Annotated in this window: 12 protein-coding genes and 2 tRNA genes; 9 read left to right on the top strand and 5 right to left on the bottom strand. The window is 40.5% G+C overall.

What is annotated here, in order from left to right:
* Nucleotides 1-21 precede the first annotated feature (21 nt).
* The 5 genes from ACB088_RS17725 to ACB088_RS17745 all read right to left on the bottom strand — a co-directional run bounded on the left by ACB088_RS17725 (nt 22) and on the right by ACB088_RS17745 (nt 3729).
* Nucleotides 22-1443 (bottom strand): amino acid permease, encoded by a 1422-nt coding sequence (locus ACB088_RS17725; RefSeq protein WP_375037600.1) that lies wholly within the window; start codon nt 1441-1443, stop codon nt 22-24.
* A gap of 128 nt (nt 1444-1571) precedes the next feature.
* A tRNA-Glu gene (locus ACB088_RS17730) sits at nt 1572-1647 on the bottom strand.
* Nucleotides 1648-1672: 25 nt separating this feature from the next.
* Nucleotides 1673-1748 (bottom strand) — tRNA-Ala (locus ACB088_RS17735).
* A gap of 57 nt (nt 1749-1805) precedes the next feature.
* On the bottom strand, nt 1806-3314 hold the full coding sequence (gene gltX / locus ACB088_RS17740) for a glutamate--tRNA ligase (protein ID WP_056482415.1): 1509 nt from the start codon (nt 3312-3314) through the stop codon (nt 1806-1808).
* Nucleotides 3315-3429: 115 nt separating this feature from the next.
* Nucleotides 3430-3729, bottom strand: a complete 300-nt coding sequence (locus ACB088_RS17745) for a hypothetical protein (RefSeq protein WP_004639749.1) — start codon at nt 3727-3729, stop codon at nt 3430-3432.
* A gap of 399 nt (nt 3730-4128) precedes the next feature.
* Here ACB088_RS17745 and ACB088_RS17750 point away from each other — a divergent pair, with 399 nt between their 5' ends.
* The 9 genes from ACB088_RS17750 (at nt 4129) to ACB088_RS17790 (ending at nt 13711) form a co-directional block, all read left to right on the top strand.
* A complete protein-coding gene (locus tag ACB088_RS17750; RefSeq protein WP_056482418.1) occupies nt 4129-5130 on the top strand; it encodes a sulfate ABC transporter substrate-binding protein in 1002 nt (333 codons plus the stop codon).
* A 231-nt stretch (nt 5131-5361) separates the two neighbouring features.
* A complete protein-coding gene (rsmH, locus tag ACB088_RS17755) occupies nt 5362-6285 on the top strand; it encodes a 16S rRNA (cytosine(1402)-N(4))-methyltransferase RsmH (protein ID WP_209831797.1) in 924 nt (307 codons plus the stop codon).
* Nucleotides 6285-6617: a cell division protein FtsL gene (ftsL, locus tag ACB088_RS17760; RefSeq protein ID WP_004789835.1), complete on the top strand. Its 333-nt coding sequence runs from the start codon at nt 6285-6287 to the stop codon at nt 6615-6617. The genes rsmH and ftsL overlap by 1 nt, the downstream gene beginning before the upstream one ends.
* Nucleotides 6618-6628: 11 nt before the next feature.
* Complete coding sequence (ftsI, locus tag ACB088_RS17765; protein ID WP_375037601.1) at nt 6629-8461, top strand: penicillin-binding protein PBP3; 1833 nt, start codon at nt 6629-6631, stop codon at nt 8459-8461.
* A 3-nt stretch (nt 8462-8464) separates the two neighbouring features.
* Nucleotides 8465-9964 carry a UDP-N-acetylmuramoyl-L-alanyl-D-glutamate--2,6-diaminopimelate ligase gene (locus ACB088_RS17770; RefSeq protein WP_375037602.1) on the top strand — a complete coding sequence of 500 codons (1500 nt, stop codon included), beginning with the start codon at nt 8465-8467 and terminating at the stop codon, nt 9962-9964.
* Nucleotides 9965-9972: 8 nt separating this feature from the next.
* Nucleotides 9973-11373, top strand: coding sequence for a UDP-N-acetylmuramoyl-tripeptide--D-alanyl-D-alanine ligase (murF, locus tag ACB088_RS17775; protein ID WP_375037603.1), 1401 nt, complete (start codon nt 9973-9975; stop codon nt 11371-11373).
* The gene (gene mraY, locus ACB088_RS17780) at nt 11374-12492 is read left to right on the top strand and encodes a phospho-N-acetylmuramoyl-pentapeptide-transferase (RefSeq protein WP_003653822.1); all 1119 of its coding nucleotides are present in this window, start codon (nt 11374-11376) and stop codon (nt 12490-12492) included. It begins immediately after the preceding gene.
* 59 nt (nt 12493-12551) lie between these two features.
* On the top strand, nt 12552-12884 hold the full coding sequence (locus tag ACB088_RS17785; RefSeq protein ID WP_003653820.1) for a hypothetical protein: 333 nt from the start codon (nt 12552-12554) through the stop codon (nt 12882-12884).
* 2 nt (nt 12885-12886) lie between these two features.
* Nucleotides 12887-13711, top strand: a complete 825-nt coding sequence (locus tag ACB088_RS17790) for a putative RNA methyltransferase (protein WP_375037604.1) — start codon at nt 12887-12889, stop codon at nt 13709-13711.
* Nucleotides 13712-13746 lie beyond the last annotated feature (35 nt).

A 13746-nucleotide genomic window follows, 5' to 3' on the forward strand; every position in this document is an offset into this window, starting at 1 on the left:
CTTTCATTGAATAAGGATGGTTTAGACTTTATTGCGGTAAAAAATAAAATAGCTGACATAACATAAAGCTGTAAAAATAAGGCAGCCTACAAAACCAGCACGCATTTCAGGGTCTGCTGCCATACTTAAACAGGTAATAAAGCAGAAAATAAAACCTAAAATCGGGACGATAGGGAATAATGGAGCAGCATATTGTAAGTCTTTAACTGTATGGCCAGATTTGTACCATTCGCGGCGGAAATTAAATTGACTTAAACAAATGCTCATCCAGACAATAACCATAGTAAATGCTGCAACGCCAAGCAGATTTTTAAAAATAGTCTCTGGTGCAAACTGCTCTGATAACAAGCCTGGAATAGCCCCAAACATTGTTACAACTAGGGCAACAATAGGTGTTCCACTTTTTGAGAGCGTAGCAAATACGCTAGGTAATAATTTTTGTTCCGACAGTGACCACATCATTCGTGAAGCGGCATAAAGGCCTGAGTTTGCTGCCGAAAGTAGAGCTGTAATAATTACAAACCTAATAATGTCATCCGCATATGGAATGCCAATATAATTAAATACAGTAACGAAAGGACTACTACTTACGCTTTCACCACCTAAACCTGCAAGTTGGAAGGGAAGCAAAGCGCTAATAACAATAATGGTCCCTACAAAGAAAATAAGAAGACGCCAAATCGCCGCATTAATTGCTTTGGGTACATTCTGAGCCGGATCTTTAGTTTCGCCTGCTGCTACGCCAATTAATTCAGTTCCTGAGAAAGCAAAGTTAACAATCAGCATGGTGGTGAAAATAGGAATTAAACCATGCGGGAACCAGCCTTGAGCTGTAAGATTGCTAAATAGCGGTGCAGTTTGGCTACCATGAAAAGGAATTAAACCAAAAATTGCTAATAGGCCGAGCACAATAAAAGCAATAACGGTAATGACTTTAATAAGAGCTAGCCAAAACTCTGACTCAGCAAAAATGCGGGTTGAACTAATATTTAAACCAAAAATAGTGATTGCAAAAACAATTGTCCAGATCCACATTGAAATATGTGGGAACCATTCCTGCATGAGTAATGCTGCGGCTGTGAATTCAGTTCCAAGCGTTGCAGTCCAGGTCAGCCAGTACATCCAAGAAATCATATAGCCTGTACTAGGACTGATATATTTTTTGGCATAGGCACCAAAAGAGCCAGAAACAGGCATGTGTACAGCAAGCTCTCCTAGGCAAAGCATGACCATATAAGCGATCGCGCCACCAAGAATATAGGCAATAATTGCGCCAATAGCTCCAGTTTGTGAAATGACTTCCCCTGAACCTAAAAATAAACCAGTTCCGATTGCCCCGCCTAGTGATAGCATAACAAGATGGCGAGTACTCATGGCTCTTTTTAAAGGTGCAGTACTGTTCTGATGCTGATGAGCATCTAGTTGATTGTCAGATGGCTGCATATTACACATTGAGAGAATTAAGAAAGACGCTATTTTAGATAAAATAGACAAATGTGCAATCTAGAAAGAGATAAAGAATAAACAGTAAGGTGACGATAGAGTCTTTTAATAATTTTTAAAGCAGAATATGGCGTCCCTACGGGGATTCGAACCCCGGTTACCGCCGTGAAAGGGCGATGTCCTAGGCCTCTAGACGATAGGGACTTGATGAGGCAAACACAAAGGAGCGTGGTGGAGTCAAGCGGGATCGAACCGCTGACCTCTACAATGCCATTGTAGCGCTCTACCAACTGAGCTATGACCCCAGTTTGTGTGAGCGCAATATTAGGTTGAATGCGCTCACACGTCAACTAAAAAATGAATTAAACTTCGCTAGTTGCTTCATTTTTCGGCAATTTTAAGCTCTCATTGAGTTTTTCCCAATTTTTAACTTCTTTCTTGCTTGGTCCACCCACAATTTCTAAAGCGCGACGTAAACGAGCGAAAGTTAAATCAGGTCCAAGGGTGACCATTGACTGCATTACAGGGGTCGAGCTGGTTGAACCCGCAATTGCGATAAAGAACGCAGGCATGAAATCGCGTAATTTAATGTCCATCTGGTTCGCAAGATCCATTAGTGTTTGGCTAACAGTGTCATTGTTCCAAGTAAACTGGCCTTCAAGACGCCAAATTGCAAATTGCAAACTTTGACGAACTTGCTCTTGAGTCAATTTTTTACTTTCAAACATTTCCGCGGTAATTTGTGGCATATGGTTAAAATAGAAACCAGCCCAATTCACTGCTTCTGAAAGTAAATTAATACGTGGTTGAATGGCAGCAGCAATATCTTCTAAAGTGCTTCGATCACTCTTCCACGTTAATAAACGGTCTAACAGTTGGCCAGGGGTTAAACCTTTGATCCATTGACCGTTAAGCCAGTTTAATTTTTCAACATCAAAAATTGGTCCACCTAGGGAAACACGTTGAATATCAAAGTTATCCATCATATCTTGTAGCGTAAACACTTCTTTTTCGTCAGGCATTGACCAACCCATACGGCCTAAATAGTTTAACAAGGCTTCTGGTAATACACCGATATCACGGTAGTAGTTAATTGATGTCGGGTTTTTACGTTTAGATAATTTTGATTTATCTGGGTTACGTAACAACGGCATGTGGCAAAGTGTCGGCATTTCCCAACCAAAATATTGGTAAAGCAACTGATGCTTTGGTGCAGATGGAAGCCATTCTTCACCGCGCAATACATGAGTGATTTCCATTAAATGGTCATCAACGACATTGGCTAAATGATAAGTTGGTAATCCATCATTTTTAAGAAGAACTTGCATATCGACTTGCGCCCAAGGAATTTCAACTTCCCCGCGTAATAAGTCATTAAATTTACAAATACCTTCTTCAGGTACTTTCATACGGATAACATGTGGTTCGCCCGCTTCCAAGCGACGTGTCACTTCTTCTTGAGAAAGTTTTAACCCACGACCGTCATATTTTGGTGTTTCACCACGTGCTTGTTGTTCTGCACGCATCTGGTCTAGTTCTTCGGCTGTAGCAAAACAATAAAAAGCATGACCTTTTTCAACAAGTTCTAACGCGTATTGCTTATAAATTCCCATACGTTCAGATTGGCGATACGGTGCATGTGGACCCCCCACATCTGGACCTTCAGACCAATTTAGGCCTAACCAACGCAATGAATCCAAAATCATTTTTTCAGACTCTGGTGTAGAGCGAAGTTGGTCTGTATCTTCAATCCTTAAAATAAATTCTCCGCCATGTTGTTTCGCAAAACACATGTTAAATAAGGCGATGTAGGCGGTGCCGACATGAGGAAAACCAGTAGGGGAAGGTGCAATACGAGTACGAACTTTCATAGGTAATGGGTCAAAATAAAAATTGAAACTATTATAACGAAAAAGCCCAGTATTCTGACGTTTTATTTAAGGTCAGACTGGGCTAAAGCTGAAACGGTGAGGGGAGTTTCAGAATTTAAGATGCATGTGGCTGGAAGATCGCCTGAACAAAACGTGAAAAACGTTCGTGCTGAGCAGCAAGAAAGTTTTGAGTGGGGGTAACGCGAATTGAATTGAGTACTTTAAGTTCATCATTTGTAGAAGGTAATACAATAGGATTACGTTTCTGCTGATCTAAAGCTTTTTCAATAAGCGAAGTCTGCTTATCTGACCCAGTTTTGTTTGGAGTATCTTTAAGTACTGCAGCTGCAGAAAACTGTGATGCCAAACCCAGCACCAAACTTAAGCTTAACGCTTTTCCATAATGAATTTTCATTATTAATCATCCCCTCTGTTCATTACATTTCATCTATTTTTTGAGTTTAACGAAATGTAAAATTACGGTAATGCTACGATTTAAACATAAATCTTAATAAAAAAGTGGAACTGTGTCACACTTTTTACAAAAATTATCTATATTTTAATCTGGTCGACCCAAATGTAGGTCATATGTATCCTTTGCGCTTCATTATTTAACAAATTAATGTGTAGATAAAGTGAAGGCCATCATTAAGTTGTAAGAATAATTACAAAACTTTTCAAAAATGAAATAACTTAGACATCTTAATCTATATATTTTAAAGAGATTAATAAAAAATATATTAATATAAGTAATTGATTGTAAATTATAAAATTAAAAATATAGTAAAACTAAAACCAATGATGGATTTTGTAAATGAAAAAAATATCAATAATGGCTGTAGCTGTGTATTTGGGAATGGCGGTAACAGCAGCTCAAGCCGCTACCTCTTTTTTAAACGTTTCTTATGATCCGACCCGAGAATTTTATCAAGAATATAATCAGGCCTTTGGTAAGTTCTGGAAACAACGCACAGGGCAGGATGTTGAATTTAAACAGTCGCATGGTGGATCTGGTAAACAAGCTCGGGCGGTTGCTACTGGTTTAGAAGCTGATGTTGTAACGTTAGCGTTAGCTAATGATATTGATGAGATTGTGAAAGCAGGCTTTATCCAGCCGAATTGGCAAAAAGAATTTCCGAATAATTCTGCACCTTATACTTCTACAGTGGTATTTCTAGTACGAAAAGGGAATCCGAAAAATATACGTGACTGGAATGACTTAACAAAACCAGGCGTTGAAATTATCACTCCTAACCCTAAAACAGGTGGCGCACCTCGTTGGATCTATTTGTCTGCATGGGGTTATGCCTTAAAGCAACCAGGTGGTAATGATGCTAAAGCTCGTGAGTTAGTTAAAAAACTTTATCACAATGTAAAAGTACTTGATTCTGGCGCACGTGGTTCATTAACAACATTTGCCGAACGTGGAATTGGTGATGTTTTATTATCATGGGAAAACGAAGCTTTATTGGCAACGAAAGGACCTGATAAAGATAAATATGAAATTGTTTACCCATCAATTTCAATTTTGGCAGAGCCATCAGTCGCAATTGTAGATAAAACCGTTGATAAAGATGGGAATCGAACTTTAGCAAAAGGCTATTTGAACTTTTTATATTCACCGTTAGGGCAAGAGCTGGCAGCTAAACATTATTTCCGACCACGTAATGCTCAAGTGGCAGCAAAATATGCAGCCCAATTCCCAAAAATTAAATTATTTACCATTAATGATGTGTTCGGTGGTTGGGCAAAGGCGCAAAAAACTCACTTTGCTAATGGAGCTGTCTTTGATCAAATTTACGATGGTAAACAATAAGAAAACTATTGAAATAGATTATCGTTTTTTAGATTAAAACTGCATTCAATTTATTTATAAGTCGGCAAGCGTACCCTAAAAGTACGTTTGCCTTTTTATTTTGCTTAAAAAATGCTAACAAAACGGTTTTATCTATGAAAAATTAATATTTTCCTACAAAAAGCCGTTTGGCGTTGCCCATAAACAAGGTGATAATGTGCAGTTACATTTTCACGCTATGATTTAACACCTATGTCGCATATTTCTGTCTTACTTTCCGAGACCATTGAGAGCTTATTGGCAGATCGCACAACTGGGGTGTATATCGATGCAACCTTTGGAAGAGGTGGGCATACCCGTTTATTGCTTTCTAAACTTGATGAAAATGCGCGAGTGTACGCATTTGATAAAGACCCTCAAGCATTGGAAGTTGCTGCTACTTTGGCACAAGAAGATTCAAGATTTACCATCATTCATGCCAGTTTTGCTGATATCAAAGAGAAGATGCAGGAAATTGGTGTGATGAGTGTTGATGGCATTATGGCTGATCTAGGAGTTTCATCTCCTCAACTTGATCAGGCAGAGCGTGGTTTTAGTTTTATGCAAGATGGTCCGTTGGACATGCGAATGGATAATTCTAAGGGCTTAACTGCTGCCGAGTGGCTACTTAAAATTGAAGAAGAACAATTAGCAAATATTATTTATCAATATGGTGAAGAGCGTTATAGTCGACGTATTGCTAAAGCCATTAAACTAGCCGGAAAACTAGAAACGACCGCTCAATTGGCGGAAGTTGTTAAAACTGCTCATCCAAAATGGGAAAAACATAAACATCCAGCGACACGTGCATTTCAGGCTATTCGAATTGCTATTAATAAAGAGCTAGAAGATATTGAAGTGTTTTTGCCGCAAGCTGTAGACTTACTAAAACCGGAAGGACGTTTGTCTGTTATTAGTTTCCATTCTCTTGAAGATCGACTGATTAAGCAGTTTATTCAAAAAGAATCTACGTTAGCAGAAGATTTCGGTTGGGGAATGCCTGAGCAGCGGGTAGATACAAGAAGATTAAAGAAAATTTCGCGGGTTCGTGCGAGTGAAGAAGAAGTAAAAGCGAACCCTCGTTCACGTAGTGCATGGCTTCGGGTTGCTGAACGCTTGGAAGAAAAAGGCGCGTAATGAAAAGCAGTGATGAAATCGCAACCACAGAAAACAAAGTGGTGAAAAAAGTTGTTGTGTATACAGTATTGGTGGCGCTTGTTTTTATAAGTGCCATGATGGTGGTATTTCAAGTATTTGAATATCGTCATGATTATAGAGAGCTTAGCTCCTATATGCGTGAACGTGATGATCTCAATGCTGAATGGGGGCGTTTGCTCATTGAGCAACAAACCTTTGGTGCAACGGCACAGATTGGTACGCGTGCTGTAACTCAGCTACGGATGTTTTCTCCACCGGCTGCAGAAACGGTGGTAATTTCTTTACCAATGACCTCAGAGCAAAATAAGTAAGGCCTTGCTGTATGGTAGATAAGCGAACAAAACAAACACGGAAAAAACAGCAGTCTATTTCGGAAAAACCAACTCTTGCCTTTGATATGTGGCGGTTTTATCTGCTCTGGGCAGTGGTGCTACTCTGTTTTGTTGTTTTAATTGCACGTGCATTTTATGTACAAGTAATTAATAAGGATTTTTTACAAAACAAGGCCAATGCCAATATTTTGCGTACTGAGCGTGTAGAAGCCATGCGTGGTGTGATTAGTGATCGCCATGGGGTACCTTTGGCAATTAGTACACCGATCATGAAAATCGTAATGGATCCACGTGATTATTTCGATACGAAGCACTTATATGACCAAATTACAGAAGAATTAAAGAAAGATCCGAATAATCGTAAATTAAAAAGACAATTACCCGATAAAAATTTGAATCTTGATGAGTTGGCGGATGTCGTTGGTTTAGACCGTGCCGATCTTAAAAAACAGATGAATACACGACCGCGTTCTCGCTATCTGGTTTTGAAGAAAGAAATACCACCGCAACAGGCAGACCTCATTACGAAGGGTAACTTTCAAGGGGTATATGCCGAGAAAACTTATAAGCGTTATTATCCTCAACCACAGCCAAATGCCCAGATTATTGGTTTAACCAACAGTGAAGGCCAAGGGATTGAAGGCTTGGAAATGCAGCTCAATAAACAGCTGTCGGGTGTGGATGGTGAGCAAAAAATTATTCGTGATAAGCGCGGAAACCGTCTAAAAGTTTCAGAGGTTATTCGTGAGGGTGAACCGGGCGAAAACATCACTTTAAGTATTGACTCCCGTTTGCAGTACATTATGTACCGTGAATTAACGGCTGCTGGTGTTGCAAATAACGCTCGCTCGGCAACAGCTATTGCTGTAGATGTTAAAACTGGCGAAATTTTGGCAATGACAAGTTGGCCGTCATATAACCCAAATGACAAAAATGGTTTATCTAATAAAGATGCCATGCGTAACCGCGGTGCGATTGATATGTTCGAACCGGGTTCAACCATGAAGCCATTTACTGTTTCTGCGGCACTGGAAACTGGACAATATACGCCAAATACGATTGTAAACACCTCTCCGGGTTCAATGCGTTTAGGTTGGCATACGATTCGTGATACTCATAATTATGGTGCATTAACTGTAAGTGGCGTGATTATTAAGTCTTCAAACGTGGGTTCTGCAAAAATTGCATTGTCGCTTCCAAAGCAAACATTGCCGAGCTTCTTTAATCGCGCTGGCTTTGGTAAGCGTTCGGCTGTGAAGTTCCCGGGTGAAAGCTCAGGTTTGGTGCTACCGGCAAATAAATTAAATTCTTCCCAAATTGGTACCATGGCTTATGGTTATGGTCTAAATGCGACTATTCTCCAGTTGGCGCAAGGCTATGCAATGCTTGCAAATCATGGCGAGAAAATGCCTTTAAGCCTGCATAAGTTAGATCAGGCACCTAAAGGTGAACAAGTTCTAGCTCCAAAAATTGCCGATCAGGTTTTGCTTATGCTAGAGCAGGTGACTATGCCTGGTGGTACTGCAAAACAAGCTAATATTCCTGGTTATCGCGTGGGTGGTAAAACTGGTACGGCGCATAAACTTCGTGCAGACCGTAAAGGTTATTCAAATAATGAATACCGTGCTTTATTTGCTGGTGTAGCCCCAATTAGTGACCCGCGTTTAGCTGTTATTGTTGTGGTTGAAAACCCGCAAGGCCGTTATTACGGCGGTTTGGTTGCTGCCCCTGTTTTTGCACGCATTATGCAAGAATCATTGCGCTTAATGAACGTACCGCTTGATAAGCCCCTTGATACTCCAGAAAACCCTATTCGCAGGTAAGCTATGTCTGTTTCTTTTCAAGAAATTAATCCAGTCGAGATTGATGCACAGTGGTCTAAGCAGCCTTTTCATGGCTTTAGTTTAGACAGCCGTAAGGTTGAGTCAGGCCAAATCTTTATTGCCTTGACCAGTTATAGCCAACCTGAAAAAACGCGTATATTTGCTGAGTCAGCTTTAGCCAATGGTGCACTTGCTATCATTAGCGAGACTGAGTTGGGTTTGGAAAATGAGTGGGTATGCCCTGATGTACGTCAGCGCATGGGTGAGTGGCAACAGCGTTATTTGCAGCAGATAGATCTAGTTGCACCAGCACGTATTGTTGCAGTGACAGGCACAAACGGTAAAACGACAATTTCACGTCTAATTGCTGAGTTAATTAGTTCGCAACAACAGCAATGTGCAGTGATGGGAACTACGGGTAATGGTATTTTGCCAGACTTAATACCATCAACGCATACCACACTTGATGCTTTACAATTACAAAATGCGTTACATGACTATGCTAAACAAGGTGCAACTTTTGCATCTTTGGAAGCAAGCTCACATGGTTTGGAGCAGGGCCGTTTAAATGGTTGTGCTATTGAAATTGCTGTTTATAGCAATTTGAGCCGTGATCATCTGGATTATCATGGCACTTTAGAGGCTTATGCTGAAGCTAAGGCTCTTTTATTCCGCTTCAGCTCTTTAAAAGTGGCTGTTATTAATCTGGATGATGAGTATGCTGCTTTAATGATAAATGCAGCAAAACAAAATCCTGCTCAACCAAAAATTTTAACGTATTCGCTTACTCAAAATACAGCAGATTATTATATTAGTGACCTAAGTTACAGTTTGGCAGGGGCGACTTTTAATTTAGTTAGCCAGCAAGGTTCTTTTGCTGTTCAAAGTCCATTATTGGGACATTTCAATGTCGAAAACTTGATTGCAGCACTTATTGCTGCTGAGCAAGCAGGTTTTGATTTAGAAGCATTAGTCGCTTTTGTCCCTCAATTGATTGGTGCGCCGGGACGAATGCAGGTCATTCGTGATGGTGAGCGTTTATTTGTTGTGGATTATGCGCACACACCTGATGCTTTGATTCAGGTGCTTAAAACTCTAAAACGTCATGTATCTAATCAGCTTTGGGCGGTATTTGGTTGCGGGGGGGATCGGGATCGAGGCAAACGTCCACTAATGACTCAAGCTGCTTTAGGCGGCGCAAATCCGATTATTTTGACTTCAGATAATCCAAGAACTGAAGACCCTGAACAAATCTTTGCTGATATGAAACACGGAATTGATTTTTCAGGTCATCGTATGCAGGAAATTCATGATCGCCGTGAAGCAATTAAGTTTGTTGCACAGCAGGCTCAGGCTGGTGATATTGTTGTTATTGCTGGTAAAGGTCATGAAAACTATCAAGAAATTAATGGTGTGCGTCACTGGTTTGATGATGTTGTTGAAGTTCAATCAGCGATTGCTGCGCAACACCATACTGTAGACGCTGCTTACCCTGCACAATAGGACAAATTATGCATACTTCAACCACCAGTACCGTGCCTTTGGAACCGTGGACAGCTCAGCAATTACAACAGGCAACACAGGGCTACTGGCATAAAGACCAGATCCCTCAAACTGAAATTAAACGTATTTTGACGGACTCGCGTCATGCGGAAACTGGGGATGTTTTTTTAGCACTTAAGGGTGAGCGTTTTGATGCGCACGACTTTGTAGCTCAGGTTGCAGCGAATGGTTGTCAAATCGCAATTGTTGAACGCCCGTTAGATGTAGATATTGCACAGTTGGTTGTTGCCGACACTCGCTTGGCTCTCGGGCAACTTGGCGCTTATCGTCGTGAGCAAAATACACAACTAAAAGTGATTGCATTAACAGGAAGTAGTGGCAAAACTACAACCAAAGAAATGCTGGGTAGTATTTTATCGCGTTTAGCTCCGACATTAATCACCCGTGGTAATTTAAATAATGACCTCGGTGTACCCATGATGTTGCTTGAACTGAGAAAAGAACATCAGTTTGCTGTCATGGAGCTGGGTGCAAGTCATCAGGGTGAAATTGATTATACTTCTAAGTTGGTTCAGCCGCATGTTGCAGGCATTTTAAATATTGGGACTGCTCATTTGGGCGAATTTGGCGGGCGTGAAGGTATTTGCCGCGCTAAATCAGAAATTTATCGTCATATTTTACCAAATGGTGTTGCAATCGTTCCGCAACAAGATGACTTTACCACTGAAATTCATAAAGCTGCACAAGCACATCGCATTTCTACATTTGGTGTAGGGGGTGATATTTATGCAACAGATATTGAGTTACTGCCTCAATCAACAAATTTTACCCTACATACGCCGCAAGGGGCGAGTACCGTTAAACTCCCTTTTGCAGGTGAGCATAATGTGCAAAATGCCACTGCGGCTGTAGCCTTTGCTTTGGCGCTTGGTATTGGACTTGAAAATATTGTTCAAGGCTTAGAGCAAGCGCAGGGTGCTAAAGGTCGTCTAAACTTTATTCAAAAATCTCCTTACTTATTTATTGATGATACTTACAACGCCAATCCAAATTCTATGCGTGCTGCTGCGCAAGTATTGTTGCAGCAACAAGGCATAAAAGTGATGGTAATGGGTGATATTGGTGAGTTGGGAGATAGTAGTTGGCAAGAGCATCACGATTTAGGTCATGATCTTGCTCAGCTTCCTTTAGATCATATTATTGCAGTTGGGCAGTTTGCTTCAGCCGCTGTCGAGGGTGCAGACTCTCATTCTAATAAAGTGAAAGCATTTCAGACACAAGCTGAGGCGCTTCCATTTCTAATCAATCTAATCCAAACACATCAACCCCAGTCCATGAGTTTCCTGTTTAAAGGTTCTCGCTTTACTCATATGGAAACGTTGATGGCTGATTTGATGGAGAAACTTTAAATGCTGTTATGGTTGTTTGAACAACTTGCGGGCTATCACAGTTCGTTTCAGGTCGTTCGTTATTTAACATTACGTTCTTTACTCAGTGTATTAACGTCCCTGACCATTGGTTTGGTCCTCGGACCGATCATGATTCGTAAATTACAAGCGTTAAAATACGGTCAGGCAGTAAGTTCATTTGCTCCTGAAAATCATGCTAAAAAGATGGGTACACCAACGATGGGCGGGATTTTAATTCTGCTTTCAATTGGTATTAGTACTTTACTCTGGGCTGATTTATCTAACCCTTATGTCTGGATTGTGCTTGGTGTAATGGTTGTGTTTGGTGCTGTAGGTTGGGCAGACGACTGGATTAAAATTCGCTATAAAGACAATGCAGGTTTACCTGCCCGCAAGAAGTTTTTCTGGACTTCTGTTGCCTCCCTTGGTGCTGGTATTGCGTTATATTTAATTGCAACTCAACAGTCTAATGCAGAACATACTGCAAATATGCTGGATTTATTGATTCCTTTCTTTAAGAATCTTTCAATTCCACTCTCAATTGTTCCTTTAGGCTTGGCATTTATTGTATTTACCTATCTGGTGATTAATGGTGCCTCTAACGCGGTTAACTTAACCGATGGTTTAGATGGCTTGGCGATCATGCCTGTTGTAATGGTAGCTACAGGCTTAGGTGTATTTGCTTACTTGTCTGGTGACATCCGTTTCGCTAACTATTTACATATTCCATATGTGAAATATACCTCTGAGCTTGTTGTGATCTGTTCTGCCATGATTGGCGCAGGTTTGGCATTTCTTTGGTATAACGCGCACCCTGCCCAAATCTTTATGGGTGATGTTGGCGCTTTAGCTTTAGGGGCGATGCTTGGAACAATTGCTGTCATGGTACGCCAAGAAATCGTATTTGCGATTATGGGTGGTGTGTTTGTAATGGAGGCAGTATCTGTCTTCTTGCAAATTGGATCGTTGCGAATGCGTAATAAACGCGTATTCTTAATGGCGCCGTTGCATCATCACTATGAAAAGCAGGGCTGGAAAGAAACCCAAGTTGTGATTCGTTTTTGGATTATTACAATTATATTAGTAGTTTTAGGTCTAATGACTTTAAAATTGCGATAGATCTTATTTTAGTGTCAATATAAAGCCAGTTCTACTGGCTTTTTTTATTGGAGAGATGAATGACAAAAGTTGCTGGTCTAGACCAATTATCTGTAATTAATCAAAAAGTGGTTGGTGAGGGTGAGGTGTTACCTCAGGTCGTACTTAAAGATGGAAGTCAGGTACAAACAGGAACTGTCGCTACAATGTTGCATAATATTGAATTATATAATGCAGGGCAAAGAGGACAGATTGAAGAGGAATTAAAGATCGCAATTCCCACTTTAGTCAAGGTTGGTCTATTTGATTTATTTCAGGTAGATGAATGGATTAACGGAACAAATGCGGGGCGTACATTTGTGGGAATGCAGGCAAAGACTTATTTACAGCAAAAAGAACAAGAGAATAATTAAAAGTGACTAAGCAAATTTTAATGTGTCCTGTGTGTCGTCAATCTCTGGATTTAAATGAAAAAACTTGGCGATGTACACTAGGGCATGCTTATGATGTGGCTAAACAAGGTTATGTCAATTTACATGTTGTGCAGCATAAACATAGTAAAAATCCGGGAGATACACCAGAGTCAGTCGATGCCAGACGAGCTTTTTTACAAGGCGGTTATTATCAGCCTTTACAACAAGCTGTAGTCGCTTTATTAAAACAACTCGATGTAAAAACTGTACTTGATATTGGGTGTGGTGAAGGCTATTACACAAGTGCCATGCAGCAAGTGGTTGAGCAGTGTGTTGGCGTTGATATTGCAAAAAATGCGGTGCAGCGTGCAGCAAAGCTGAATAATGAGGTGACTTGGGTCGTGGGAACAGGTGCGACTTTACCTGTGCTTGATCAAAGCATGGATGCTTGTACCAGTTTATTTAGCCCGATTCCACAAGCAGAAATTGCGCGTGTTTTAAAAAATGATGGCCATTTAATTGTTGTTACACCTGCTTCTGAACATTTATATGCAATGCGTGAAGCTTTATTTGAACAAGTTAATCCTCACACGCCAGAAAAGTTTGTGGAGCAGTTGCAAGATTTGTTTGAGCTCAAGCAAGAGCAAATTATTGATGCCCCTTTTGTGCTTGATCAGCAGGCCTTAAAAAATCTAATTGCTATGACGCCTTATGCTTATAAAGCTTCTCCCGAACGTCGTTTGCAGTTAGAGCAGCAGTCGCAATTAGAAGCAACGGCCTCTTTTCAAATTTATGTCTTTCAGAAGCGTAATAAAGAAGCTAGCTAATAGACTATTTTTAAAGCGTAAAAAAAGCCATCTAA

It is taken from the genome of Acinetobacter sp. RW6 (assembly GCF_041956835.1).
GTDB lineage: Bacteria > Pseudomonadota > Gammaproteobacteria > Pseudomonadales > Moraxellaceae > Acinetobacter > Acinetobacter calcoaceticus.

Excerpts from the sequence above, each read along its gene's own strand:
- ACB088_RS17725 (WP_375037600.1), bottom strand. The coding sequence starts at position 1,443 with ATGCAGCCATCTGACAATCAACTAGATGCTCATCAGCATCAGAACAGT.
- gltX (WP_056482415.1), bottom strand. The coding sequence starts at position 3,314 with ATGAAAGTTCGTACTCGTATTGCACCTTCCCCTACTGGTTTTCCTCAT.
- ACB088_RS17745 (WP_004639749.1), bottom strand. The coding sequence starts at position 3,729 with ATGAAAATTCATTATGGAAAAGCGTTAAGCTTAAGTTTGGTGCTGGGT.
- ACB088_RS17750 (WP_056482418.1), top strand. The coding sequence starts at position 4,129 with ATGAAAAAAATATCAATAATGGCTGTAGCTGTGTATTTGGGAATGGCG.
- rsmH (WP_209831797.1), top strand. The coding sequence starts at position 5,362 with ATGTCGCATATTTCTGTCTTACTTTCCGAGACCATTGAGAGCTTATTG.
- ftsL (WP_004789835.1), top strand. The coding sequence starts at position 6,285 with ATGAAAAGCAGTGATGAAATCGCAACCACAGAAAACAAAGTGGTGAAA.
- ftsI (WP_375037601.1), top strand. The coding sequence starts at position 6,629 with ATGGTAGATAAGCGAACAAAACAAACACGGAAAAAACAGCAGTCTATT.
- ACB088_RS17770 (WP_375037602.1), top strand. The coding sequence starts at position 8,465 with ATGTCTGTTTCTTTTCAAGAAATTAATCCAGTCGAGATTGATGCACAG.
- murF (WP_375037603.1), top strand. The coding sequence starts at position 9,973 with ATGCATACTTCAACCACCAGTACCGTGCCTTTGGAACCGTGGACAGCT.
- mraY (WP_003653822.1), top strand. The coding sequence starts at position 11,374 with ATGCTGTTATGGTTGTTTGAACAACTTGCGGGCTATCACAGTTCGTTT.
- ACB088_RS17785 (WP_003653820.1), top strand. The coding sequence starts at position 12,552 with ATGACAAAAGTTGCTGGTCTAGACCAATTATCTGTAATTAATCAAAAA.